19 protein-coding genes are annotated in these 26,356 nt (G+C 34.2%); 6 read left to right on the top strand and 13 right to left on the bottom strand.

The window, feature by feature from the left end; all coding sequences use genetic code 11:
* Positions 1 to 82 precede the first annotated feature (82 nt).
* Together HNS40_RS04395 and HNS40_RS04390 are read left to right on the top strand one after the other, a co-directional pair.
* Positions 83 to 2,272, top strand: a complete 2,190-nt coding sequence (locus tag HNS40_RS04395) for an ATP-binding protein (protein WP_172278077.1) — start codon at positions 83 to 85, stop codon at positions 2,270 to 2,272.
* Between the two features lie 88 nt (positions 2,273 to 2,360).
* Entirely contained in the window at positions 2,361 to 4,493 is a 2,133-nt protein-coding gene (locus HNS40_RS04390; RefSeq protein WP_172278075.1) for a tetratricopeptide repeat-containing sensor histidine kinase, read from the top strand.
* A gap of 104 nt (positions 4,494 to 4,597) precedes the next feature.
* On the opposite strand, the gene HNS40_RS04385 is transcribed toward HNS40_RS04390, so the two are convergent.
* The 4 genes from HNS40_RS04385 to rpmB all read right to left on the bottom strand — a co-directional run bounded on the left by HNS40_RS04385 (position 4,598) and on the right by rpmB (position 9,122).
* Complete coding sequence (locus tag HNS40_RS04385) at positions 4,598 to 5,494, bottom strand: DNA adenine methylase (RefSeq protein WP_172278073.1); 897 nt, start codon at positions 5,492 to 5,494, stop codon at positions 4,598 to 4,600.
* Positions 5,495 to 5,555: 61 nt separating this feature from the next.
* On the bottom strand, positions 5,556 to 8,051 hold the full coding sequence (locus HNS40_RS04380; RefSeq protein WP_172278071.1) for a TonB-dependent receptor: 2,496 nt from the start codon (positions 8,049 to 8,051) through the stop codon (positions 5,556 to 5,558).
* 4 nt (positions 8,052 to 8,055) lie between these two features.
* Complete coding sequence (locus HNS40_RS04375) at positions 8,056 to 8,694, bottom strand: carboxypeptidase-like regulatory domain-containing protein (RefSeq protein ID WP_172278069.1); 639 nt, start codon at positions 8,692 to 8,694, stop codon at positions 8,056 to 8,058.
* 188 nt (positions 8,695 to 8,882) lie between these two features.
* Entirely contained in the window at positions 8,883 to 9,122 is a 240-nt protein-coding gene (gene rpmB / locus HNS40_RS04370; protein WP_172278068.1) for a 50S ribosomal protein L28, read from the bottom strand.
* A gap of 335 nt (positions 9,123 to 9,457) precedes the next feature.
* Here rpmB and HNS40_RS04365 point away from each other — a divergent pair, with 335 nt between their 5' ends.
* The 3 genes from HNS40_RS04365 (at position 9,458) to HNS40_RS04355 (ending at position 12,096) form a co-directional block, all read left to right on the top strand.
* Positions 9,458 to 9,907: a hypothetical protein gene (locus tag HNS40_RS04365; protein WP_172278066.1), complete on the top strand. Its 450-nt coding sequence runs from the start codon at positions 9,458 to 9,460 to the stop codon at positions 9,905 to 9,907.
* 4 nt (positions 9,908 to 9,911) lie between these two features.
* Positions 9,912 to 11,108: an acyloxyacyl hydrolase gene (locus HNS40_RS04360; protein ID WP_172278064.1), complete on the top strand. Its 1,197-nt coding sequence runs from the start codon at positions 9,912 to 9,914 to the stop codon at positions 11,106 to 11,108.
* A 148-nt stretch (positions 11,109 to 11,256) separates the two neighbouring features.
* Positions 11,257 to 12,096, top strand: a complete 840-nt coding sequence (locus HNS40_RS04355) for a Bro-N domain-containing protein (protein WP_172278062.1) — start codon at positions 11,257 to 11,259, stop codon at positions 12,094 to 12,096.
* 68 nt (positions 12,097 to 12,164) lie between these two features.
* On the opposite strand, the gene HNS40_RS04350 is transcribed toward HNS40_RS04355, so the two are convergent.
* The 8 genes from HNS40_RS04350 to HNS40_RS04315 all read right to left on the bottom strand — a co-directional run bounded on the left by HNS40_RS04350 (position 12,165) and on the right by HNS40_RS04315 (position 20,658).
* A complete protein-coding gene (locus HNS40_RS04350; RefSeq protein WP_172278061.1) occupies positions 12,165 to 13,901 on the bottom strand; it encodes a chloride channel protein in 1,737 nt (578 codons plus the stop codon).
* Between the two features lie 40 nt (positions 13,902 to 13,941).
* Positions 13,942 to 15,129 carry a MalY/PatB family protein gene (locus tag HNS40_RS04345; RefSeq protein WP_172278059.1) on the bottom strand — a complete coding sequence of 396 codons (1,188 nt, stop codon included), beginning with the start codon at positions 15,127 to 15,129 and terminating at the stop codon, positions 13,942 to 13,944.
* A gap of 34 nt (positions 15,130 to 15,163) precedes the next feature.
* Positions 15,164 to 16,114, bottom strand: coding sequence for a glycosyltransferase family 2 protein (locus HNS40_RS04340; protein WP_172278057.1), 951 nt, complete (start codon positions 16,112 to 16,114; stop codon positions 15,164 to 15,166).
* A 9-nt stretch (positions 16,115 to 16,123) separates the two neighbouring features.
* Positions 16,124 to 16,666: a DUF4199 domain-containing protein gene (locus HNS40_RS04335; protein ID WP_172278055.1), complete on the bottom strand. Its 543-nt coding sequence runs from the start codon at positions 16,664 to 16,666 to the stop codon at positions 16,124 to 16,126.
* 133 nt (positions 16,667 to 16,799) lie between these two features.
* The gene (locus tag HNS40_RS04330; RefSeq protein ID WP_172278053.1) at positions 16,800 to 17,249 is read right to left on the bottom strand and encodes a 6-carboxytetrahydropterin synthase; all 450 of its coding nucleotides are present in this window, start codon (positions 17,247 to 17,249) and stop codon (positions 16,800 to 16,802) included.
* Positions 17,249 to 18,334 (bottom strand): endonuclease, encoded by a 1,086-nt coding sequence (locus HNS40_RS04325; RefSeq protein WP_172278051.1) that lies wholly within the window; start codon positions 18,332 to 18,334, stop codon positions 17,249 to 17,251. The genes HNS40_RS04330 and HNS40_RS04325 overlap by 1 nt, the downstream gene beginning before the upstream one ends.
* A complete protein-coding gene (locus HNS40_RS04320) occupies positions 18,331 to 18,885 on the bottom strand; it encodes a manganese efflux pump (protein WP_172278049.1) in 555 nt (184 codons plus the stop codon). The genes HNS40_RS04325 and HNS40_RS04320 overlap by 4 nt, the downstream gene beginning before the upstream one ends.
* A gap of 93 nt (positions 18,886 to 18,978) precedes the next feature.
* Entirely contained in the window at positions 18,979 to 20,658 is a 1,680-nt protein-coding gene (locus HNS40_RS04315) for a nucleoside kinase (protein ID WP_172278047.1), read from the bottom strand.
* A gap of 123 nt (positions 20,659 to 20,781) precedes the next feature.
* Between HNS40_RS04315 and HNS40_RS22885 the strand changes: the two genes are divergently transcribed.
* Positions 20,782 to 21,177, top strand: a complete 396-nt coding sequence (locus HNS40_RS22885) for a hypothetical protein (RefSeq protein ID WP_216663598.1) — start codon at positions 20,782 to 20,784, stop codon at positions 21,175 to 21,177.
* Between the two features lie 22 nt (positions 21,178 to 21,199).
* Here the strand turns inward: HNS40_RS22885 and HNS40_RS04305 are convergent, their stop codons facing one another.
* The gene (locus HNS40_RS04305) at positions 21,200 to 26,176 is read right to left on the bottom strand and encodes a PAS domain S-box protein (protein WP_172278045.1); all 4,977 of its coding nucleotides are present in this window, start codon (positions 26,174 to 26,176) and stop codon (positions 21,200 to 21,202) included.
* Positions 26,177 to 26,356: the final 180 nt, after the last annotated feature.

The following is a 26,356-nucleotide window of genomic DNA, read 5'->3' as shown; positions in this document are numbered from 1 at the left end:
AAGACTTGTTCTTCAAGGAATTCCTTGTTTAAAAAATGTGATGAAATGTTTTTTGAACAAGGAATTTTTGTATATTTATACTATGCGAAAATACATATGTTTAATAGTCCTACTTTTTGGTTTTGGCTGGATTGGTATGTTAGTAAGTTGTAGTCCAGGAAAAAAAGAACTTGAAAGTAAGCTGAGTACTGATGTTGATGATCAAAAAGATGCATTTTTGAATCTTACGTTTAGTATGTTGAGGACTATGCCTGATTCTGCACTATTAATGCTCGATTCTGCGAAAAGGTGGATAAATGAAGGAACTGAATTAGAGCTAAAGCTCATTAATGTAATTGGTACTTATTTTTGGTATCAGGGGCAGTATGATAGTGCTATATATTATTATAGGATAAGTTATTCTAAATCTCTTGAATATGGTAATAAAGAAAGACAATTAGTTAGTATTTCAAATATTGGTGCTCTTTATAATAACTTAAGTTATAACGATAGTGTAATTCTTTATTTGAATAAAGGACTGGTATTAGCAGAAGAGCTAAATGATACAGATCAGAAAGCTAAGATTTATTTTGATTTAGCAATGTTATATACTAGGTTAGATTTTAATCAAAATGCTCTTGAATATATACAAAAAGTAGAAGACCATTATATCAATATGGGTGATTCTATGAAGTTAGCATATTATTATTCTGTCCGAGCTACTGTTTATCAAAATCTCGACAATTTTGAAATGTCAAGAAAGTATTCTTTTAAAGCAATTGAATTGTGCAAAAATCCAAAAAGAAGCTTTTTTCTCTGTAATTTATACAATAATTTGGGTGTCGCTTATTGGCAAGTGAAAGAAGATTATGATAGTTCTAGGGTTTATTTACAGAAAGCTTATTCTCTGCATTCTGATAAAACGAAATCAACTAATTCATATTTAACTACTATTATTAATCTTGGAGGAATGGAATTAAAGGCACAAAACTATACTCTTGGCCTTCGGTATTTACAAAAAGCATTAAGAATAAATCTTACATATGAAGATGAATACAGGGCAGGAGCAATTAATGTTAATATGGGTATGGCTTATTTGGGTTTACAGAAATTAGATTCAGCCAAATATTACTTAAACCGTGGATTAGAGTTATCATTAAAATCAGGGGCTCAAGAGTTTTCGCAAAATGCTTATTCAGGATTATACAAGCTTGAAACATTGCAAGAAAATTATCAATCCGCCAGTAAATATCAGGATAAATTTTATGAAATTAGTGACAGCATAAGCAGTGAAAATGTAAAAAACAGAATTGCAGAACTTGAAATTATTCATGAAACTGCAAAAAAGGATAGAGAAAATCAATTCCTACAGAATGAAAATCAGCTAAATGAAGCACTTATTCATAAACAAAAAATAGTTTATAGTATTATTATAATTAGTTTAATTCTACTGCTTGTTTTTATGGGCTTATTATTGAGTAATAAAATGAAATTGCGTGTTTTAAATGAAGAATTAATAAAGAAAAACACAGAGGTTTCTGAAAAGAATAGTATTATTGAAGAAAAGAATGTAAACCTTGAAAAACAAACCGACCAATTAATTAGTTTAAATCAAACCAAGGATAAATTTTTTAGTATCATTTCCCACGATTTACGAGGCCCCTTCAATAGCCTCCTGGGTTTGTTGGAGATTTTAGAGGAGGATTTTAATGACTTAAATGATGCTGAAAAATTAAAAATCATTAAAAGATTACACTCCAATAGCCGAAATACTTATAACCTGCTTGTCAACCTCTTAGAATGGTCAAGGACTCAACGTGGACATATCACTCCAGACTTCCTAAGTATTCCTTTATATAATTCAGCACAATCCTCAATAACGTTTTTAAGACAGCGGATTAACGATAAAAAGCACGTAATTATTAATAAAATTGATGAAGATATACGTGTAATTGCTGATGTCAATCTATTATTAAGTGTTTTTACAAACCTTATCAATAATGCTGTTAAATTTACACCTGATGGTGGAAATATTATTGTTTCAGCTAAACGAATAGGAGTGAATGTTGAAATGGAAATTAACGATAATGGGATTGGTATTCCAGAAGATCAATTGGATAAACTATTTAGTATAGACACTTCTTTTAGTCGAAAAGGAACCAATGATGAATTAGGGACAGGTTTAGGCTTGTTGACCTGTAAGGAGTTTGTATACTTAATGAATGGAACCTGCAGGGTAGAAAGTAAAGAAGGTAAAGGAACTAGTTTCTTTATACAGTTGAAATCTGCCTAAAGCATTGAAAAATCACCTAGATATTATCCATTTTAAAACTCCACTAAATAGTAAAAGGTATAACCTTTGTTTGATAAAACAGACCTCTATGAATCTTAAATCTTTATACATAATTGCATTAGTATTTCTCAATGTTAATTTGAGTTTTGGTAACTTAAATAAAGTAGATACTGCTGTTATAAATGATTGGATATCCATAAGTAAAAAACTGCTTTTTAAGAAACCTGATTCAGCCAGTTTATTTTTAGATTCAATTTATAATGCTTCAAAAAAGATTGATTATCAATATGGATTGTACAAAACATATAGCTCTAAAGCTGTAATTATTTATATGAGAGGTGATTATGAGCAATCTATTTATGAGTATGAAAAAGCTTTTCCTTATGTAGATGAGAATGTGCCTTTTCAAGAAATCCGGTTATATAATAATATTGCATATTCTTTAAGGAGTTTAGGCTTTCAAGATAGTGCCCTGCTTTATACGCGAAGGGGAAGTGAAATAGCGCTGGAAAAAGGATTGTTTGATTTTTATCAACAATCTGTTTTAGATATAGCTTCTACCTATTTGGATATGGATAAGTATATTGAAGCTGCAGAATACTACCATATTGTTGAGAAGAATACTGAATCATCACAAGATAAAGAATACTTGATCAAAGCGTATAGCTCTTTGGCTATGTTTTATTATCGCATAGAAGACTTTGATAAATCATACGATTTTTATTTTCAGGCGATAAAAATTGATGAGAACTATGATGAACTGGATCTACTGAATGTAAATTATGCGAATCTAGGCCTTTTGTATAAAGATGTTGCTTACGATTATGATTCTGCAATATATTTCTTTAGAAAATCAATTCAGTTGGTACGATCATATGAGTTACCAAGAAAGCAATTAATGGCAAATATCAATATAGGAAATACTTTCATTGACAGAAATATTCTTGATTCAGCAAATTATTATTACGAATTAGTATATAATGATACTTTGCTAGAAGATTTTCCAACATACCAAGCTGCTGTTTATACCAATATGGGAATGTATCATTTGAGGAATAAAGATTATCAGAAAGCCAGAGCATTTTTAAATGATGGATTGGAACTATCAATGAAATATGAGCTTTTAAGATTTCAAAAAAACGCACATAGAGAATTGTCTTCCTTAGATTCCATTCAAGGAAATCACGAGGATGCTTTGATGCATTATAAGTTATTTCATCAAATTTCCGAATCATTGAAGCTCATGGAGGTGAATAATCAAATGGCTATATTGGAATATGAGAAATTTATGGCCAAAGAAAAATACAATTATGAGCTTTTAACTAAAGAAAATGAAAACCAGAATCAAGAAATCATTATCCAGAGAGCAGTGATTGGAACTGTCTTTTTAATGGTTATGGTTTTGGTGGTCATTATAGTAATAGTAAGTAGAAATCGAAAAAAGATTAATTCATTAAATACTGATTTGCAAAGCTCTAATCACAGTTTAGGGGAGCTTAATAAAGATTTAATGCTGCAGAGGAAGGAGATGAAAGACTTATTGATGAGTAAAGATAGGTTTGTTTCGATTCTTGGTCATGATTTAAAAAATCCTTTTACTGGTTTACTCGGTTTGCTTGAGCTTATGGAGTTGGATTGGGATGAAATGCCAGACCAAGAAAAGAAAGAAGGAATTCAACAATTAAATCAATCCTCCATACAAACCTACCGATTATTAGAAGATTTATTAGACTGGGGAAAGACTCAGCAAGGACTCATAAAGGCTGAAAAAGAGGAGTTTAAAGTATTCAATCTATTTCATGAAGTTAAAACAATCTTCTCTTTACAGCTTAAGAAAAAAGAGATCCATTTAGAAATGAGAGCGGAGGAGGGTTATATAGTAAATTCCGATCATAAATTATGTTCTCAAATTCTCCAAAACCTACTGGGCAATGCCATTAAGTATAGTCAAGTGGGAGGCCTTATAAGTATGACCTTGGAAGAACAAGACGGACAAGTTCTCATTTGTGTTATTGATGAAGGAATTGGGATTCCTAAGGATAAAATCCAAGGCTTATTTAAGCTCGATTGTAATTTTAATAGGCCAGGAACACAAAATGAGAAAAGTAGCGGAATGGGCTTGTTGTTAGTGAAAGAATATGCCAATATTATTGGAGCTGAAATACGTGTGGAGAGTGATGTGAATAAAGGAACTGCTTTCTGTTTGGTGATGAAGAAGTAGGCGTTTTAGTGTCTTTCAGAATTAGTGTTTTTTTGTTTACCCCAAAACCCTAAAGTCTGCCTGGCCAAAGCAGATAGACAAGGGAGCAAAAATACCTTTAATTGTTAGTAGTTAGAAATCAACAACTCTGTAAGCAGACCTCTTTTTTTTGAGTTGGAGTTGATTCTTCGTTTTGCCAAAACTCTCTCTATTTTATAATCTTGATATAAAGTATCGAAAAACTCATCCTTTGGCTCGGCATTTCTAAGGTCGGAATTGCTCAATAACCATAGCTTTCCTTGCTCACCAACAATATCACAAAACTCTTTTAACTCTATTTGCTCTTTATCTCCAAATACATTTTGCGAATAGGAATTAAAGTTGCTGCTCCGAGAAATAGGTTTATAAGGAGGATCGAAATAAAAAAGGCTCCTCTCATCGGCAGTATTCAAAGTCTCTTTATAATCGCCATTTAAAATGATAACCTTCCGGAGAAGCTCTGAAAGTGCTAGTAAATTTTTAGCATTACAAATTTTAGGCTTTTTGTAATTCCCTTGTGGAACATTATACTCATTGCTTTTATTTACTCTGTAGAGGCCGTTATAACAGGTTTTATTCAAGAATATAAATAATGCGCTCTGTTCAACTGCTGAGGATTTTCGGGTGTTGAATAAATCACGCTTTTGATAATATATTTGGCTTCTTTTTTCGGGTTCATGTATCAGTGAATTATACTCTTTTTCAAAATCAAATAGTATGGAGGTTAACTCTTTAAGGTGATTCTTAACGCTATCATAGGCTTGGGTTAAATCAGAATTCACATCGTTTATTACAGCTTTCTCAATCTTAGGAAAGCTTCTCATCATCCAGATAAATACAGCTCCACTACCAACAAAGGGTTCAATATATGTAAAACGATCGTCTTTTTTAAATGGAATTCTTTTTTCTATTTCACTTAAAAGTTGAGTCTTACCACCAGCCCATTTCAAAAATGGTTTTGCAGATGTATTATTGATAGTCATAAAGCAAAAATAGGAATTATCATATGTAAGTGGAAGTCTTGAAAAGATTTATTCTCATTTCTTAAAACCTAACCGCCAGTTTAAGATTCAACTGACGTGGAGTTAGATAATTGGGAACCAAATAAACATAGTTTTGATTGTCCTTCACCCAAAGGTAACTCACCACATTTTTAATGTCTAGGAGGTTAAGAATCTCAAAAGTTAAGTCCATATTGGTAAAGTGTTTGAAAACACCTTTGGTTGGTTTTTTGGTTTTTGGTCCTATTATTTCATAGGCAAAACCTATGTCAACACGTCTATACATTGGGGTTCTGGTGATAACTGTATTATAATCCGAATTTGGATAAAAAACAGGAAGTCCAGTGCCAAAGCCCAAATTCATATTCATCTTGAAATTAGGTAACATGGGTAGGTAGTCTTGGAAAAATATATTTACAGTTACTCTTTGGTCGGTAGGTCTAGGTACCCAAACATTTTGTACTTCAGCATTAGGGTCAGCACTGAATATGTCATTATAAAAGTTATCACGGAAAATTTCATTGGTTTTCATGACCGATAAACTCATCCAACTTTCTACTCCTTGCACAAATTCACCATTAATCTTCATGTCGATACCAGTAGCGTATCCTCTAGAGCTATTCTCTCCACTATAAACAATCCTTACATTCTCCACATAGAAAGGAATCAGATTGTCCATATACTTATAGTAAGCCTCTGAGGTGAGCTTAAAAGGTCTTTCCCACATGATAAAATTATAATCGGAACCCACCACAAAATGATAGGAAGCTTGAGCTTTTATTTCAGGATTTAGTGAGCCATCGGGTCTTCGTAATTCCTTATAAAAAGGAGGTTGATAATACACTCCGGCGGCAGCGCGGAATAAAACATCTTTTTCCCATTCTGGTTTATAACTAAATGCCAATCGAGGGCTAACCAAGAATTGCTCATTATAAGTCCAATAGTTAAAACGTGCGCCAACAGTTAAAGACATTTGGTTTTTAGGATGATAGAAATCCCAGTTGTTCTGAAGGTATCCAGTAATACGATTCGAAGCTATTTTGTTATTAGATATGACGGTGTCAAACAAAGTAAATGGATAAACAATTTGTGCTCCTGGGTTCATGTAACCTAATGAGTCAGGAGGATTTGGACTAGAATACCCTGCAGAATCTACCATTTCCCATTCTCGCATTCTATCTTCGAAGGCTTCATGTTGGAATTTTAAACCCCATTGTAGAATACTTAGATCGTTTTCTTTAATACCTTGATGCTCTATGCTATAAACTGTTGCATTGAGTCTGTTTCTAGCATGGTTTAAATAGGTTCCAACGCCTTTGCTTTCTGTAACTTCTCCAAAATCTTCTTGTCCCAAATCTGTTGATAGTTTACCAATCCAATATTGTCCTTGAATGTCATAGTTTTCTCTTTCGAAGCTTTGATAGCCACTTCCTATAAGTTTTAACTGAACATTTTCTTTAGGAGTGTATGTTGTGGTAACTGCTCCAAACCAAGTGTCGAAACGGTCTACTTCCTGTCCATCAAAATAGATTTTCAGTTTATAGGCTTCTTTAATATGGCCAAAAGCAGTTTCTCTATTTTCAGGAGTCAGTTTATAAGAGTTTCTGGCATAATTTCCTAAGACTTCAACTCTCCATTTTGGATGAATCTGATATCCAATTAATGCTTGTAAATCGGTAAAGCTAGGCTTGTATTCTCCTTTGGTATCTAATGAATTGAGGAGGTATTGGTTTGATTTCTGACGGAAGCCAGCAATGTAAGTTAGTTTTTTATTCTTATTGATACCTTCAAAATGGAAAGAACCACCTAATAGGCTGATATCTGCAGAGCCAGCGAATTTTGTAGGTTTACGATATTTAATATCCAAAACCGAAGACATTTTATCGCCATACTTGGCATCGAAACCACCAGCAGAAAATAAGATAGATGAAACCATATTGCTATTGATTACACTCAATCCTTCTTGTTGACCACTTCTCGTTAAAATGGGTCTGTATACTTCAATTCCATTAATGTAGACAAGGTTTTCATCAAAATTCCCTCCTCTCACCGAATATTGTGAACTCAATTCGTTATTAGAAGTAACTCCAGGCATAGTTTTGATTAAAGCTTCTACTCCTCCAGAGACAGTTGGAATGGCTAAGGCAGCTTGAGGATCTATTCTAGTTAATGTGGACTTCCTTACTTCTTTATCTTCAACAATGACATCGCTAAGTTGCTTCGCGGTAGTAAAAAGAGTCATGTTTACCACTTTCTCCAAAGCCTCCTTCATGTTAATCTCAACTTTCTCAGTTTTATAACCGATAAAAGAAAAAACGAGGGTGATTTTTGAATTGGCGGGTATCGAAAGGCTATAGTTTCCATAATCATCAGTTGATGTTCCTCCAGGTTTTCCATCTATGCTTACATTGGCTAAAGAAATAGGGTGTCGATTTTCATCAATCACCTTACCAGAAATTTTTGCCTTTCTATCCTGAGCTTGCAGTCCTATGCTAAAAAGAGCAAAAAGGATGATGATTGGGAAAGTATATATTTTCATATGATTATTTCTTCTTTTTAAAATCGCCTCTTCTCCAGGCTTTTACAAATTTATACCAAGCAATGGGATCTAAAACAGTGAGCGGAGGGCTTTGCCCATTATAATACATTTCATAAGAAACGCGCTTCATGTCCTCATCAAAATTATAAGCGGCACTAGTCTCATGAAAAATCACTTCTTTAGGCTGTTGAATAGCACTAATCTGAAGATTTTTCTTGGCTTGAACCACTTCGTCGTCTTCTATTTCATCATGAATAAAAGACTCCTTAAAATCCCTTTCATTAGCAGGCCAAGGATAAATTATGGTTTCAGCAAGTTCTAGAGTGTCCCTTCCCAATACCTGAATGATGGAATACCTTTCGGTTTCTACCATTTCTGGAATGATATAAAAGGAAGGTTCAAATCCTAAAGCGCTAAAACGAATTGTATCTTGTTCCTGAGCATAGAACGCAAAATATCCTTCTATAGTACTCATTGTTCCTAAATTTTTATTGACAATAATAATATTGGCATAGGAAACTGGTTTTAAACTGTCGTTTTCAACAATAACCCCAGAAAACAAGACTTTGTCTCGGTCTTGAGCTTGGGAGAGGGTAGTCACTAAGCTCAATAAAAATATGATAATATAATACCTCTGATTCATGGCTGGCAAATATAGAAAATATTGATCAGAGCTTTACTAGATAATCCATCAAGATATTGGATTTAAGAATGATTAAGATTGTGAATTCAATTGGCCTGCAGATTAGACCAATATAAGAACCGACAATCAACAAAAAAAGTGCTGCTTGAATGAACAAACAGCACGTTTTGAAATATCTTTACAGGAGTTTATGCGTTATAAAATCCTTTATCTTTTGCATCTTTTAAAGCAACGCTTATACCTTTTTTGTCGATAATGCGCATTCCTTTAGCAGATACCTTCAATGTAATGAATTTATCTTCCTCTGGAACATAGAACTTTTTAGTATGAAGATTTACTTGAAATTTTCTTCTAGTTTTATGATGAGAGTGAGAGACATGATTCCCTGTAATAACTTTCTTACCTGTAATTTCACAAATTTTAGACATCGCTTTAAATTTAATTCTTGTTTCCTAAAAACGGACTGCAAAATAAGTGATTATTTCTCAAATAAGCAAAGCATTTTATAAAAAAACATTCTGAAAACAATAGTCTTGGGTTTGTGGCTTTAAATATGTGTAAATCAGTGGTTAGTGGGTTTTTTTAACTGAGGTAGGGATATGTAGGTAAATTTATTTATTTTTGATTATATATTAATTATCTACCAATCATTCTTCAAAAGATAAACTCTGATAAAGAAAATTGCAGATACAGATAGGTTTTAAGCAGAAAGAAAGTATGAATATGTCATATAATATTGTCTGATTTACAGAAAAAAACGCATATGCAAAACAAATACATTTACAAACTAATGGCTTTATTGTTGGTCATTGGAATGGTTACTACAATGAGTTCCTGTGCCACTATTTTAGGTGGCAGGAAGAATACCATTAAGGTCAATGCAGGCTCTCCCTTAGCTGCAAAAGTATATCTTGATGGAGATTGTATTGGTGAAACTCCTTTTAAAACTCGTATAGAGAAACGGAAAATTCAAGAGGGGAGTTTGATAGAAATCAAGAAAGATGGCTATGAAACCCTGCGATATGAGGTGATTCGTTTTCCTCATGTTGGATATGTAATGCTCGATATTGTAACAGGTGTTATACCTTTAATTGTGGATGTTCTGGATGGAAATATCTATCGTCCAAACACACGAAATATTGAGTATGAATTAGTCCCTATTGCTCGAGATCATTCAAATTTGGAGACTGATAGCAAAACCAAAAACAATTAAGTCTATGAAAAAAGGTATACTTATACTCGTATCACTCTTTATACTTCATGGGCTAAATGCTCAGGATTATCAGAAGAGATTGGAAGATAAAAGAAATAAAGAAGATTATGGTTTTTATAATGTTATTGACGTGAAGCTGCATCATGGACGGTTTCTGAAGAATTCTGGAACCTTAGACGATATTATGGATAATCCCTATAATGCCTATGATATTAGAGTGGGTTTTCAATCTGATGGAAAGCGACAGAAATGGGACCAGTTATATGGATTTCCGGTTTATGGAGTCGGTTTTTGGTCTGGATTTTTTAAAGGTGGTGAGTTAGGGAATCCAAACGCACTTTATATGTTTATGCGTGCTCCCGTGTTAAAGGGTGGTAAGCTAAAGTGGAATTGGGAACTTGGAGTGGGCTTGTCCTATGGATTCACCAAATATGATCCCTATACAAATCCAGATCAACAGGTGATTGGTTCGGATCATAATGTTTATTTTAATGCTGCCACTGGTTTGACTTATGAGTTTGGAAAAAGATGGGATATCACTTTTGATTTTGATGTTTCTCATATGTCGAATGGCTCCACCAGAACCCCAAACTTGGGAATTAACCTTATGGGATTTGCCTTGGGAGGTCGTTATAATTTTAATCCAGTGAAAAATTATACTAAAGATATAGATGGTGAATATCAACCTGCAACTAGACCTGTATTTGAGAGAAAAGTGATTTCTAAATTCCAAAGACATTCTGAGATTATATTATTCGGAAGTATGGGAGGAAAGACTACTACTACTCAAATTTATGATGGGCCTACCTATTTTGTTGCTTCAGCTTCTGTGGATTATGCTTGGTGTTATCATCATGTTGGTAAAATCGGTATTGGTTTCGATGGATTTTATGAATCTGCCCTCAGAGATTATCCAGAAAAAATTGAAAATGCCAGTTTTGGTGATTTATCATACTATGGAATTCATATTGCTCATTATTTGAGAATGTACAGATTAACTCTTGTGACACAACTGGGGTATAATTTATCTTCTCATGTTAGTCATAAAGGAAATACTTATATCCAAGTTGGCGGAAGTTATGACTTAACAGAAAAATTGTTTTTCAGAGCGGCTTTAAAAACTAGAAATGGTGCTGTTGCTGACTTTATTGAGTGGGGAATGGGATATCGAATTCCTTTTGCTTATGGTAAGATGAGATAGGGGGGATTGTTTGGTGGTTTATTATAAATTCGACTTAGGTTCAGGCTGAAAAAAGAAAGTGCAGGATTGAGGAATCATAAATAAGAAGCCAGATGTAAAAGCCACTCATAAATAGCATTGACTTATATTTAAAAAAATAGAGGGTAAGATGAGCAATCAAGAAAACAAACTCGTAGTATTTCAAGACAAAAATATTCGCAGAGTATGGTACGAAGAAGAGTGGTTTTATTCTGTTGTAGATATTGTTGAAGTACTTACTGAAAGCCCTACTCCAAGGCAATATTGGGGAAAGGTAAAAGCCCGTGAATTTGTAAAATTTCAGTTGTCCCCAATTTGGGTACAACTGAAATTAGAGGCAAAAGACGGCAAAAAATACAAGACAGATTGTGTTAATACCAAAGGAGCATTCAGGATAATTCAATCCATTCCCTCGAAAAAAGCAGAACCTTTTAAACAATGGTTGGCACAAGTTGGGAAAGAGCGGTTAGACGAAATTGAAAATCCCGAACTGGCACAAGAACGAATGAAAGCCATTTACGAGCAAAAAGGTTATCCGCAAGATTGGATAGATAAGCGCCTCAGAGGAATTGCCATTCGCCAAAACCTAACCGATGAATGGAAAGCAAGAGGTATTACCGAGAAAAGGGATTATGCAATATTGACGGCAGAAATTTCAAAAGCCACTTTTGGAATGACTCCAAGTGAATACAAGGATTTCAAAAAACTGCCAATTAAATCAAAAGTTAATCTACCTGATAATATGGATGATTTAGAGCTGATATTTACGATGTTGGGCGAAAGGGTTACGACAGAAATCTCACAGAATGAAAAACCTGAATCATTTCATGAAAACAAAAACGTAGCAAAGAGAGGCGGAAAAGTTGCTGGCGATGCTCGTGAAAGCACAGAGAAAGAATTGGGACGAAGTGTCATCTCGGAGAAAAACCATTTAGAAATAGGTCAAGGAAGTTTAGAGATAGATGAGTAGAGCTTATCTAATAGCTATGGCTTCACCAGATAGTGTAAGAGGCTCCTCATTTCCGTGGTGTAAATGACCTAATGATCTGACAATTCATTAAGCATTTTTCTATAGGCTGTAAAAATATTAGCTCTACTTACGAATCCTATATATTTCCCATTATCTACAACCGGAAGGTTATAATAGCCTGTATTTTTAAATTTTTGCATTACTGTTTCCATGGCATCTTTGGTGGAAACATGTTCCTTCGACTGCATCTTGAAATCGTCGATAGGACAACCGTATTTTTCCGATTGAAACATGACTTCTCTGACATCATCCATATCAATAAGACCAGAATAGTTGAGATGCTCATCTACAATGGGGAATATGTTTCTTTTCGATTTCGAAATTAATTTGGTCAAATCGCCTAAAGTACTTCCTGGTTTTATGGTTAATAAATCTTTATCAATGACATGATTGACTTGGAGGAGGGTTAGTACGGCATTATCTTTATGATGAGTGATTAAATCGCCTTGTTCGGCCAATTGTTTGGTAAAAATAGAATGGCTATTAAAAGTCCTATTGGTCACATAAGCTATAGAGGTGGTGAGCATTAGGGGAACAATTAAACCATATCCATTGGTCATTTCCACTACAAGGAAAATTGCCGTAAGAGGAGCGTGCAGAACAGCAGCCAATATTGTGGACATTCCAACCAGGGTGAAGTTATCTTCATGTAAATGGGTAGTAGGAGAAAAGGTATTGATAACTCTGCTATAGAGAAACCCCAAGAGTCCTCCAGTTACTGCAGCAGGAGCAAATATACCACCTATTCCACCTGCTTCAATAGTAATACTAGTTGCAATAATCTTTAGAAGAATTAATAGGATGATATAAATTAAGAAAACATAGGGAATATTTCTGAAATCGAATACATAGCTGTGTGTAAGGATGAGTTCAGCTTCTCCATTCATAATATGTCTGATCATTTCATAACCTTCACTATATAAGGCTGGAAAAAGAAAAATGAGGATGCCTAGAGATAGAGCACCTACAAATATTTTTAACCTGAAGCTTTTAAATTTGCTAAATATGTTTGCAACAATAAAGTGCATGTGAGAAAAATAAAGTGATACAAGTCCTCCAAGGATGCCAAAAACAAGGTAGAATGGCAAATCTGAAATATCAAATGGAGAATTGCTGGAGAAATTAAATAATAAGGCTTCGTTGGTTAATAATCTTGCAGTAATGGCACCGGTAGCCGAGGCCACCAAAAGAGGAATGATGGAAGCAATAGTAAGGTCAAGCATTAAAACCTCTAAGGCAAATACTATAGCCGCCACAGGGGTGGTAAAGATAGAGGCCATTGCGCCCGCAGCACCACATCCAATCAGCAAGGTTTTGGTTTTGAAGTTTAGCTTTAAAATTTGACCAATTCCCGAACCAAAAGATGAACCACTACTTATGATGGGAGACTCCAGTCCGATACTTCCTCCAAAACCTGCTGTTAAAGCTCCTCCTATCATAGAAGAAAATGCTTTATGGTATTTCATTTTTCCATCGAGGCGACTGATTACAAATAAGATTCTAGGAATTCCATGTTTGGTTTCGTCTTTGATGACATATTTAAATAAAACCCAAGTCAATAAGATTCCAATTCCTGGCGCAATAAGATATAGAAAGTCAATTTCGTTTTCTATGCTGAAATTGGTAACAAACTGGTCAATTTTATAAACGAAGGTTTTGAGTAAAGAAGCTGAAATACCTGCTAAGATACCTATGAGGATGGCTAAAATTAAAATGAAAACATCAGGGCGCAATTTTTTTTGCAACCAAACAAAAAACTGTTCTAATATTCTGAGGAAAAACACTTTATCTTTTATCCTTTCTTAGTTGTTCTATAGCTTGTAATAGTTGGCCCAATGCTATTTTTATGGTAGAAAGAGGACAAGCAACATTCATGCGCATATATCCATTACCACCAGGTCCAAATATAGTTCCATTATTTAAACCAAGCCCAGCTTTCTTAATAAAAAATGCGGGTAATTCTTTTTCATTTAAACCCAGCTCTTTACAATTAAGCCATAATAAATAGGTAGCTTCTGGTTTTAAGAAAGTGATTTCAGGGATGTTTTTTTCTAAGAAATTAAAAACAAAGTTGGTGTTGCTACTCAAGTACTCGTTTAGCTCTTCCAACCAATCTTCACCAAAATTATAAGCTGCTTCAAGAGCTTCATTGCCAAATACATTTCCCATGCCCAAATGATAAGCTTGCAGAATCTCCTCGTATTTTTTCTTTAGCTTTTCGTTTTGAATCACCAAAAAGGAAGTAGAAAGCCCAGCCATATTGAAAGTCTTACTGGGTGCCATAAATGTCACACATAATTCCTTTGCAGTATTTGAAATAGAGGCTGTTGGAATGTGTTGGCTTCCTTTGAAAACTAAGTCGGAATGTATTTCATCGGTAAGAATCAAAACGTCGTGCTTATGACATAAAGTGACCATTTTTTCTAATTCTTCACTATGCCATACTCGTCCTACAGGGTTGTGTGGACTCGAAATTAAAAGGACTTTAGCTTTAGGATCGCTTAATTTAGTATCTAGGTCTTCAAAATCAATAGTATAATAATTGTCTTTCTCTATCAGTTGGTTATAAACCAATTCTCTACCATTATCTTCTACACTTTGAAAGAATGGGAAGTATACTGGTGGTTGAGTCACTACTTTATCGCCAGGCTGAGTATAGGCCATAATAGCCAAAGTAAATCCTGGAACTACTCCAGGGCTAAATAGAATATCTTTCTTTTCTATGTCCCAAGTGAAACGTTTCTTTAACCAATTGATAATAGATTGAAAATATGATTCAGGCTTAATGCTGTAGCCATAAATAGGATGTTCAGCTCTCTTTTTTATGGCATCTCTGATAAACTCTGGCGTTTCAAAGTCCATATCTGCCACCCACATGGGAATCACATCTTTATCTTGAAAAAAGAATTCTCTGAGGTCGTATTTTACAGAATTTGTTTCGGATCGCTCTATAACTTTATCGAAATCGTACATGTAAAAAGAGTTTTATAAAAAGGGGTAGATGAATCTATTTTTCGTCTTTTAAGCCCACCGTTTTTGCAATTAAATAATTGTTTTTGTCGTTTGATGATCTGGAAATCAATTCTCCTAAAAAACCAGCTAGAAAGAGCTGAACTCCAACGGCCATGGCTAATAAACCGAAGTAAAATAGAGGCCTATCAGTCATTCGATAACCTTCCATAAAGAATTTAGCATAAGCCAAATACATAGCGATTACAAACCCAACGAAAAAAACTAAAGTACCCATAAAACCAAAGAAATGCATAGGCCGCTTCCCAAAACGACCGACAAAGCTAATGCTTAGCAGGTCGAGAAATCCATTTACATATCTTTCAATTCCAAATTTGGTGATTCCAAATTGGCGTGGGTAATGAGTCACTACTTTCTCACCAATTTTATTAAATCCAGCCCATTTAGCAATGACAGGAATATAACGGTGCATTTCGCCATATACTTCTATGGATTTAATCACATCGGAGTGATAAGCCTTAAGACCACAATTGAAATCGTGGAGTTTTATACCAGTCATCATACCAGTAGCCCCATTGAAAAACTTAGAGGGGATGGTTTTGTTAAGAGGATCGTTTCTTTTCTTTTTCCAACCAGAAACCAAATCGAATTTATCCTTCATAATCATATCATATAATCCTGGGATTTCATCGGGACTGTCTTGTAAGTCTGCATCCATGGTAATGACCACTTCGCCTTGGCATTCGGTAAACCCTTGGTTTAATGCTGCCGACTTTCCATAGTTTCTTTGGAATCGTATTCCTTTAAGTCGGAAGTTTCCATTAGAAAGCTCCTCAATAACTTTCCAAGAGCCATCGCGGCTTCCATCGTCTACAAAAAGGACCTCATAAGAGAACTTATTTTCATCCATGACTTTCTCTATCCACTCAGCTAACTTGGGAAGAGAATCTACTTCGTTGTAGACGGGTACAATAACTGATATATCCATTCGGCAAATTTAGAAAATATCGGATTGAGTATCTTCTTTTTTCAATGCTGCTGCAATAATTAATGAAGCAATGAGTGTGATAACAATAAAAAAAGCAGTGTTTTTGAAGAAACTCATTATCTGACCCTCTGTTGTAATACCTTTTTTAAATTCATCTATTGCCATGTCAATTGCATCATCTGGTATGTTCATACCTTCCATGAATGCAACAAAATTATCAATTTGTGATGGAAGGTATTCTGGGACTATTAGCAGATTAAAAACAAGCGAAAATACACCTGCAAGAATCAATGTAATAGTTCCTATTAGCATACCTTGACCAAAAGCTTTTCCAAAACTAATAATATCGTCATTAGCTTTTCTTAAATTTTTTATTCCTACGATAATCGAAGAAATAATAATTATACCCATTAAGGCAAAACTTAATAACATAAAACTCCATTGAAATACATTAATATCCAACAAGTAATAGACTAATGTTTGGATTATTAAAAGGACAGCAGCGATGAGACCATACTTGATTGCATTGCTTCCAAAACTAACTTTTTCCATTTTAAAATATTTTAGGGATGAATTGCAAACTTAAGCTTTTTTGTTTTAAAGCCATAGAGGAATTGATTGGTAGGGGCAAATACTTAGTTAACAGTTAATAGTTAACAGTTATTTTCCTGAAAATAAAATACTTCTATTGATCAGAAGCGAACCATTCAGCATAGCTGGTTACGGTTTCGCGGAGCATCATATGGTGCAGTTTGATGTGTTCTGGAAGTCTGGGTTTTATTCTTTCTGCAAAATCAATGAGCATCATCTCGCTGGTAGGTTGATAAGGAACGGTAACTACTCGTTGGAACATCTCGTCGCTCTGTTTTAGGGCTTCGGCTTTAGCTCCTTTTTCGTTGAGGATTAAGCAATGGTCCATCTTGTCAACTACCTCTTCTTTCACAATTTTTTTGAGGTCGCCAAAATCCATAACCATACCTAGTTTGGGATTGTTTTCATCCTCAATGGGTTTCCCTATTACGGTTACCAATAATTCGTATGAATGCCCGTGAATATGTTTACACAAACCATCATAGCCCATCAGAGCATGTGCGGTTTCAAATTTAAACTCTTTGGTTAATCTAATATTTGCCACTATTTGATAAATTTAGAGTGATATAATTGTTGGTTATCGGTGTTCATAATCTGAAGAATATAGCATCCTTTTTGGGTGTTCGCAATATCCATTTCATAAGTTGAATGGTTCATATTTTCTTGTCTTAATTCTTGACCAGAAATATTGAATAGTTTCAATTGGAATGTTTCGTGAGTTGCTTCTAACGTATTTAACTTTAGCGTGTTTCCGTTACCTCCAATATAGATATTCATGATTTCATCAATTGAAAGATCAGAAACTGCATTTTCTGGATCCCAAATCTGATCTACATAATAAGGTCTATCGACAAAAGGATTTCTATTGTCTTGAATACCATAGATGTCATTATTTCTATCCACTTCTTTTTGGCTCACCGGGTCGTTTCTATGCCATTCTAAAAGCATATTTAAATACCATTCTTCGTAGCAAGGGTAGGAGGTTCCATTTAGTGCATCATCAGAACTTGCAGAATTATTCTCCCAACTTGCAATGAGGTTTTCGTATCGAGTGGCCATGTAGAAATAAATTCGGGCAAAGTCTCCTTTGTAAGCATCAATGGGTTCAAATATGGTTCCGTTAAATCCTGATACGCTGCAGCTTCCTACTTTGGAGCCATTCATACTTGTCCAGCTTGGGCTATTGGTTTCTCCGTAAGGTAAATTTCCTCTTTTACCATTCACATAACCATCGGTAGGCACAATGTGAATAATGTCGGTAACCATTGGACTTGAATCATCAAACCAACTTTTAGGAAATGAATGCTCTCTATTATAGCAATCGTTTTCACTATTATAGTTTCCACATTGGTTAGTACCAAAAGTATATTCATAAGGAGGAGTGCCATCAGGAACGTCGGAATACATATCCCAAACCTTTCCATTGGGTTTGTCGTCTGTAGTATAATAATGGTCCCATAAAGAGCCATAAGACTGAATATTATGGTCTTTGATGATATTGTAAAGCTCCGTTTTTAGGTTTTCCCCTGTAAGACCTTGGGCATCATCGTAATAACCTGAAGGTATTTGAGCGATAGCAAATATTGAAAACAAGTAACTAATCGTTACTAAAAAGTATGTTTTTTTCATATGATGAAATTTAGAATCGTAATCACTAATATTAAGAATCCTCCGGCTAGTTTACTGCTTCTTCCAAGCCTTACTGGCTTATAATGACTACCAAAAAACAATCCCATTTGACTGAGGAGGAGTGAGGCAGTGAATAAAATAATAATTGGAGCATTACTATCTAGTCCTAGAAAACCTAATCCTAGAAATACAAGAAATATACTAAATGAGGAGGCCAAAGCCAATGACCAAACTATCTTGTTGTCTTCCACTAGAAAAGTTCGTTCTTCATTTTTTATCTTTTTGGCATCGGTCATCATTCGAACTGCCACAAAAGCTATAAATAATTGACCCGCAATATTTGAAAAGTCAGAGATTAATGGGCTGATTAAAAAAGAAAATCCAAATGCAATAACAGCAGCTAGACCATTTACAATTGAAAAAATCAAACTGATTTTAATAGTTTCCGTCCATTTGTATGGATGAAGTGTTACACCTCCGGCTATGGATAAAAAGAAAATATCCATGAGTACTAATACGGGGACTATATATGTTATTATTTCTTGCATCATAAAAAGGGATGCAAAAGTAATAAAAAATATGGGTCATTAAGTCTCGAACTCAAATGGTTTTAAAACTTAAAAAAAGACTCATAAATTAACAAATTAAGAATAACTAAAGCTACTCCCATCCAGAAACTCTCTAAGTATTGAAGTAGGAGGGATCTCTTTAGTGAAAATAGGTTTAATATAGGATAGGAACTTTAAAAGCCTTCTGGCTTCGGAGTATTCTGGAACTACTGGGGGTACGGCTCTTAAAATAGGTTCTGCCCATATTTTTAGCACCCCCAATTCGTATAATAAAGCGGTATTAAACATTACATCGGCTTCTTCCTGGAATGGAAAAATATGGGTTTCTTCACCATTTCTAACGCTTGCCCATCGTTGAAGGGTGTCTAATGCTGAGTAATTTCGGTAATTATGGTCTCTTACAATTCTTCTGATTAGTCTGTTATCTGTGGTAGGTATTCTGTTGGTAGAATCGATACTTAAAGGTGTTAAAGCCGATACGTATATTTTAAATTTTCGATTGTTAGGAATCATTTCGGATAGCATGGGATTTAAGCCATGGATACCTTCAACCAATAGAATGCTATTTTCTTTTAATTTAAGTTTGGAACCATCGTAGAATTTTTTGCCTGTTGCAAAAGAAAATTTAGGAAGGTCTATTTCTTTTCCGTCAAACAAATCCAAAAGATTATTGTTGAAGAGTTTGATATCTAAAGCATGAGGGTTTTCAAAATCGAGTTCACCATTTTCATCTTTTGGAGTCAACTCTCTTTCCACAAAATAATTGTCCATAGAAAGAACAATAGGATCGATGCCTATGACATTGAGTTGAATAGAGAGTCGTTTAGCAAATGTAGTTTTCCCAGAAGAAGACGGGCCTGAGATAAGTATGAGTTTTAGGTCTTGTCTTCTCTTTCCTACCCTTTCAGCTATACTGGCTATTTTTTTTTCTTGCAGTGCTTCAGATATTTTAATGACTTGTCCAACCTTTTTTTCTTGTGTAGCTGTGTTTAACTGCCCTACGTTTGGAATTCCAATAATGTTTACCCAATCCTTAAATTCGCTGAAAGCTTCGAAGAGTTTGGGTTGATTGATAACCTCCTCCAGTTCGTTCGGATTTTCTGTTTTTGGCGGTAATAAAAGCATTCCATCGTGATAAGCCAGTAAATCGAATACTTGAATATAGGAGGTGGAGGGAACTAAATATCCATAAAAATAATTAACGACCCCATCCATTTGATAAACGGAACTGTAGAATTGTTGACGAGTTTTAATGAGTTCGCATTTGTCATACAATTTATACTCTTCAAATATCTTGATGGCATCTTCAGTAGGGATTTCCTCCCGGTTAAAACTAAAATCAGCAGCAACTGTTTTCTGCATTTCTAATTTTAGTTGGGCAGTAATGTCTTTATAGTTAGATTCTTCATCGATACCTTCGAGTTTGCAATAGAAGCCATTGGATACAGAGTGCTTAATTTTTAATTTGGCTTCGGGAAACATGTCGCGCACCGCTTTAAATAAAATAAAAGACAGGGAACGCATATACATTCTCTTGCCATCGGGATGTGTATAGTCGATAAATCGAACTCTTTTGGGTTTGTATATGGCATAGTCCAATTCTTTCAAACTATTATTGAGCATAGCGCCAAGAATGGGGTATTTTGTCTTTGGTTTTTCTTTTTCAAGGATTTCTAATAAAGTAGTTCCAATGGGATAGTTTTTCTCTACTTCTTTATTTTCACAATATATTTTTATTTGCTTTAGCTCTTTCATAGTGTATAATTCTGAATTCGTAATATTTATCTAAGATACGGATTTATCATTTTGAGGAGGCTAATTTCTGAAAAGACTTTGTTAATCTTTAATAATTGCAGAAGATTTTTCTATTTTTGTGACATGAAGCGATTAAAATACTTGATTTCCTTTACATTATCTTTATTAATTTTCATGGCTATTGGTTTTACTCCAGCCGATTGTGTACCTGAAGATGGTAAAGAAAGCTGTGATGTTCCTGAGCTTAATAGTGGAGATGAGAAGATAGATTTCGAAAACTGCACCTATAAAGGTTTTCCATTGCATGGGAAGATTAAATTCGTGGATAATTTCCCTGATATTAAGATAAAGATCGTAGACAATTTCCCAGATCTTAAAGTTAAGATGGTAGAGAACTTCCCTGATGATTGTGGGGAATGGAGAGTGGTGGAAAATTTTCCAGATGTTAAGGTTCAAATAGTAGATAACTTCCCAGATATTAAAGTGAAGTTTGTGGACCATTTCCCTGGGAAACCCTAAATTAATTGGTCATCTTTATAAGCTATGCATTCCTTTTTTCAATTGGTAAAGTGAATGTAAAAGTAGAGCCTTTATCAACTTTCGATTCTAACCAAATATTTCCTCCCAGTAGTTCTACATAAGCTTTAGTAATGGCTAAACCTAGTCCTGCACCTTCATATTCTGTAGCGTTTGTTAGATTTGCCTGTACAAATCGGTCGAATATGCTATCTAACTTAGAATGTTGAATGCCTATACCTGTGTCTTTTACATAGAACTCTAAATGATTCTCAATTTTTATATACCCGAATTCTATTTTTCCTTGCTTGGTATATTTTATTGCATTTTTAATCAGATTGGTGAGGATGGCATAAATTTTCTCTCGATCTGAATGTATGGTGGCTTCCATATCAGGTAATGCGGTATAGCAAGTTAATTCAATTTTTTTCTTTTCGGCTTCCGGTTTGAAGAAAGTGTACAAGTATTCAATTTGTTTGTTTATTTCAGTATCCTCATTAAATACTTCCATTTGTTCAGCTTCTATTTTAGAAATATCAATTAAGTCGTTGATGATACTGAGTAATCTATGACCACTTTTTTGGATAATCCCTAAAAATTTTTCTCGTTCATTTTCTTCTATCCCTGGCTCTTTGAGGAGGTCAGCAAAACCTAATATCCCATTCATTGGAGTTCTGATTTCATGACTCATATTGGCCAAAAATGAAGATTTTAATTGGTCGCTTTCTTCAGCCTTTTCTTTAGCTTGGATCAGCTCAGTCTCGGTTTGTTTTCTATATATAGCTAAGCCATATAAATACCCAATTTCCTTGATTACTTTTATATCTTCATTGCTGTATCCTTCTTCTTTATTTGCTAAGGCGATTTGGCCAACCAGTTTGTTTTTAATCATTACAGGAACCGATAGAAAGTTTTCTAATGGTATATGGCCTTTTGGAATGCCTTGTGATTTTGGATGAATGCTAGGTTTGTTACTGTAAAATGCTTTTTGTGTATTTAACGCATGACCCCAAAGTGAAGGATAGCCCTCAGCTCTTTTTGGAAAAATGATAGAACTATTTTCAACATTACACATGTGTTTCATCATTTCACTTAAAGTGTGGGCAATATTGTCTCCTGTTTCAGGATCGATAGAAGAAACAAACCCATATTTGCTCTTGGTTAAAGATAATGCGTAGTCATAGGTTAATTTTGCAATAACTTCTATTGAAAGATCACTATTGATAATTTCTTTTGCGAGTTTAGCAATGATTTTAGAATAATGGTCGCTTCTTTCAGCATTTTCTTTTGCTTTTATTAAGGCTTCTTTAGCTTTTACTTCCTCAGTTATTTCTTTAAACGTGCAATAGGTTTGTTTGAATTGGCCATCGGGTGTATATCCAGCGCAGCCTTCATAAGAAACGTCTATTTCGGTCCCATCCTTTTTAACCATCTTGAAAAGCACATTGTTTACATTCCCCAAAGCTTTGAATTTGGGGAATCTTTCTTTAAAAAGTTCAACTTGACTTGGATGTAGAAAAGATCCAAAATGCTTACCGATAACTTCTTCTTTTTTATAGCCTAGTATTTTTGTCCAAGTGGGGTTTACATCCAATAAATCTCCATTTTTGTCAAGGGATTGATAGCCTAACGGGGCATTATCATACATGGCGCGGTATTTTTCTTCGCTCTGTTGTAATGCCAATTGTGTTTTTTTAATCTTATCAATATCTGTATGAGTTCCAAGCATTCTGAGTGGTTTTCCATCTTCTGTATATTCTACTATACTACCCATGGAAAGTATCCACTTCCATTTTCCTTGTTTTGTTTTAATTCGAAATTCAATACGATAAGCTGGAATTTTACCTTCTATATAATCGGAATAGTTTTTCAAAACATGATTAACATCATTCGGATGCAATCTGTTGGTCCATTTTTCATTAGTTTCAATAAATGTTTTCGGGTTATGACCTATCATGATGATGTAGCTGTCACTTACTTTAATTTCACCAGTTTGTATGTTGAAGTCATAAATGCCTTGTTTGCTGGAGTCTAAAGCCAATCGCAATGTTTCTTCACTTTCACTTAAAGCTTTTTGGGTGCTTACTCGTTCTGTGATGTCAGCACCAGAGGAAACGAATCGTATTGCTTTCCCATTTTCATCCCTAAGGGTAGCATTATACCAAGCAATGATTCTTTTTTCTCCATCTTTTCTAATTATGGGGTTTTCAAAATATTCAATGAGATTTGTTTCATCTTCTAAAGCTTCATTAAATACACTTTTTACTTGATCGATATTATGTTGAGGTATGAAATGGTCGAACCAGTTTTTACCAATAATTTCTTCTTCTTTATATCCTAAAATATCACATCCTTTTTGATTGACTAGAACAACATTTTGATTTATATCTAATGCAATAAACATGACCCCAGCAATTTCCAAGTATTGTTTTGATATTTGTTTTTGAAACTGTAATAGCTGCTCCGCTTTTTTAATATCAGTAAGGTCAATATGCGTTCCAATAATTCTGATTGGTTTATTTTCTTTATTTACAGTAACCTTTGCACGTGCTAAAATATCCACCCAATGACCCTTTTTATGCTTCATGCGAAATTCAACTTCAAATCGAGGTATTTCACCTTTGATATGTTTGTCAAGCATTTTCCATGAGCGCTTAATATCATCAGGATGAGTTAAATCTTCCCATGTTTTGAAGGTGTTTTCCAATTCAGAATCCTCATAACCTAGCATGCGTTTCCAACCAGGGGAGTAATATATTTCATTAGTTATCAAGTTCCAATCAAATAATCCATCGTGAGTAGCTTCCATGGCCAGGTTAAAACGTTCCTCACTTTTAAATAGTGCTTTTTCAGTGGAAACTCTAGAGCTTATATCCTTTATTGCGGTGAATTTTAGCTTTCTATCATTTTTATAAAGAATTCTTTCTTGTACTTCGCAGTGGAATTTACTTTTGTCTTTTCTTTGTGCTGTGGTTTGATATGGTTGAAGGTTTTCTGTTTTTAGCTTGTTGATAATGAGCTCTCTGTATTCAGGTGCTATCCATTCGATGGCGTTTTTGCCAATAGCTTCTTTATCAGAATAACCAAACGTTTTTCTTGCAGTTTCATTTTGGTCAATACACATGCCATTTTCAGATATGAGAATAGATTCAAATGTAGCTGCAGACAAGGTTTTGTATCTTTCTTCTTGCTCTTTTACTGATTTAGCGGCTAATTCTAGTTCGGTGATATCCTTATCAATCCCAACTACTAAAATAGCTTCCCCTTTCACATCTCTTTTTACTTTATAATTAGCAGAAATAATTTTTGTGATTCCGTTTTCAGTAATGAGCCTGAATTTTTGCTGGAAAGATTCCTCAGTAGACTTTAAATTCCGATTGAATGTTTCGAAATATTCCTCACTGTCGTCAGGGTGAATGTGTTTTTTAAAGATATCTAAGTCAGTATTCTTTTCATAATGAACATCTCGTATATCATAGGCCCCTTTCGACCAATGATTTTTTCCTGTTTTGGGCTCATAGGTCCAGCTACCAGACTTGCTGATTCTTTCTGTATCTTGGAGTAAGTTGTAGGCGGAGATAATCTCTTTTTCAGCGTTTTTAATTTCTGTGATATCGGTAATAATGATACCCAATTGTTTCCCTTTGGAAGTATCAAAAGTAAATATCGTTTCAATAATATCTTTCTTTTTCTTCGTTTTTGCCTGAATAATAGTAGTGAAGTTTTTATCTAAAATAACATGTTCTTTTTTAGTGAGTATGCCGAGTATGCTTTTTTTTAAGCTTTCCTTTGTGTTTGGGATTTCCTTCTTAAGGTTTGACATTTTTAACATTAAATCCCATGCGTGTAGTCCTTTAGTTTCGCTGCTGGTTACTCCAAAAATATTTTCAAACTCTTTGTTAATGAAAGTTATCTTTCCGTTATTGTCAACAATAGCTACTCCTTCTGAAGAGTAATCCACAAAGTTTCTGAATTTTTCTTCGTTTTCTTTTAAAATAGTATTATTTAAATTTAATTGTGTGATATCTAGAGAGGTGCTTAGGTAAATATTATCACCATTTACATCAATTTCTTTTATTATACTCATTAATACATCGAATGTGCTTCCATCTTTTCTTTTGGCTAAAAACTCTATTTCTAGACTTCCATTTTTGTTTACTTCATCAATAATTTGCTTTGGAAGTTCTGGGTTGAAACAATGATCCTTAGGGTTAGATAGCAATAATTCATCTAAGGAATGATATCCCCACCTCTTTAAATACTCTTTATTTGCATAGACAAACTCCCCTTTTTCATTTACAATATGATAACCATTTAGGGAGTTTTCTATCGAATTGTTTATGGTCCTATATTGGTTTTCTAGTGTTTTGCTTTTAGTGATGTCATCAGATATAATTTGAACACCCATTAATTCATTTTTGCTATTATATATGCAAGTGTAAATACTTTTAAACCAGAAAGAGGCATTAGGGAGCTTTATATGATCTACATATTCTTTTGAATCATTATATTGAAGAGCATGTTTGAATCTTTTGGTGTATTCCTCAGCATGTTCTTTCGGGAAGATTTCAAGAAATGATTTTCCTTCAAAATCCTCACTTTTTCCTCCCATATTTTTAGCAGCTATATCATTATAGGAAATAACTATTCCATCTTTAGAATAGTAGCCTACCCCAAAAGCCGAGCTTTGGTGTAATAGTCTATATTTTTCTTCACTTTCTTCTAATCTACTTTTTGTTGCTTTTAACTCACCTGGTTCTGAATGACTTGTTTTTGCATCATTATCAATTTCTGTAAATTGGTAAATCGTATTTTCCTTGTTTAATTGATTCAGTTTTTGGATGCCATAATTTGTTTTTATAATGTCTTTTGAGGAGTTCTTAAAAGCAAATTCAAAGGTTTTAGGAATAGAGCTTTGTAGGTTACCTAAAATATCTTGATTTTGTTTCTGAAAATCTAAAACTAAATCTGTTTCGGTTCCAGCTTCGGTGGAAGAATCCAATATGGAAATAAATGAGGAATTGTATTGATAAATATGACCAGAGTTATTAGTAACTGAAGTTTCGCACCAAATCAGACTGCCTTATCAAGCTGAATTAGAATAGGTTCTTTTTCTCTAAAAAACAGAAAATTTTCACTATTGTTGATTAACTCATGTGCAATTTTCTGAAAATCAACACCA

Origin of the sequence: Lentimicrobium sp. S6 (assembly GCF_013166635.1) — a bacterium.
Taxonomy (GTDB): Bacteria; Bacteroidota; Bacteroidia; order Bacteroidales; family UBA12170; genus UBA12170.
This window is presented reverse-complemented; position numbering and strand designations above follow the sequence as displayed.

Coding starts and splice junctions, on each gene's coding strand:
- HNS40_RS04395 (WP_172278077.1), top strand. CDS start 83: ATGCGAAAATACATATGTTTAATAGTCCTACTTTTTGGTTTTGGCTGG.
- HNS40_RS04390 (WP_172278075.1), top strand. CDS start 2,361: ATGAATCTTAAATCTTTATACATAATTGCATTAGTATTTCTCAATGTT.
- HNS40_RS04385 (WP_172278073.1), bottom strand. CDS start 5,494: ATGACTATCAATAATACATCTGCAAAACCATTTTTGAAATGGGCTGGT.
- HNS40_RS04380 (WP_172278071.1), bottom strand. CDS start 8,051: ATGAAAATATATACTTTCCCAATCATCATCCTTTTTGCTCTTTTTAGC.
- HNS40_RS04375 (WP_172278069.1), bottom strand. CDS start 8,694: ATGAATCAGAGGTATTATATTATCATATTTTTATTGAGCTTAGTGACT.
- rpmB (WP_172278068.1), bottom strand. CDS start 9,122: ATGTCTAAAATTTGTGAAATTACAGGTAAGAAAGTTATTACAGGGAAT.
- HNS40_RS04365 (WP_172278066.1), top strand. CDS start 9,458: ATGCAAAACAAATACATTTACAAACTAATGGCTTTATTGTTGGTCATT.
- HNS40_RS04360 (WP_172278064.1), top strand. CDS start 9,912: ATGAAAAAAGGTATACTTATACTCGTATCACTCTTTATACTTCATGGG.
- HNS40_RS04355 (WP_172278062.1), top strand. CDS start 11,257: ATGAGCAATCAAGAAAACAAACTCGTAGTATTTCAAGACAAAAATATT.
- HNS40_RS04345 (WP_172278059.1), bottom strand. CDS start 15,129: ATGTACGATTTCGATAAAGTTATAGAGCGATCCGAAACAAATTCTGTA.
- HNS40_RS04340 (WP_172278057.1), bottom strand. CDS start 16,114: ATGGATATATCAGTTATTGTACCCGTCTACAACGAAGTAGATTCTCTT.
- HNS40_RS04335 (WP_172278055.1), bottom strand. CDS start 16,666: ATGGAAAAAGTTAGTTTTGGAAGCAATGCAATCAAGTATGGTCTCATC.
- HNS40_RS04325 (WP_172278051.1), bottom strand. CDS start 18,334: ATGAAAAAAACATACTTTTTAGTAACGATTAGTTACTTGTTTTCAATA.
- HNS40_RS04320 (WP_172278049.1), bottom strand. CDS start 18,885: ATGATGCAAGAAATAATAACATATATAGTCCCCGTATTAGTACTCATG.
- HNS40_RS04315 (WP_172278047.1), bottom strand. CDS start 20,658: ATGAAAGAGCTAAAGCAAATAAAAATATATTGTGAAAATAAAGAAGTA.
- HNS40_RS22885 (WP_216663598.1), top strand. CDS start 20,782: ATGAAGCGATTAAAATACTTGATTTCCTTTACATTATCTTTATTAATT.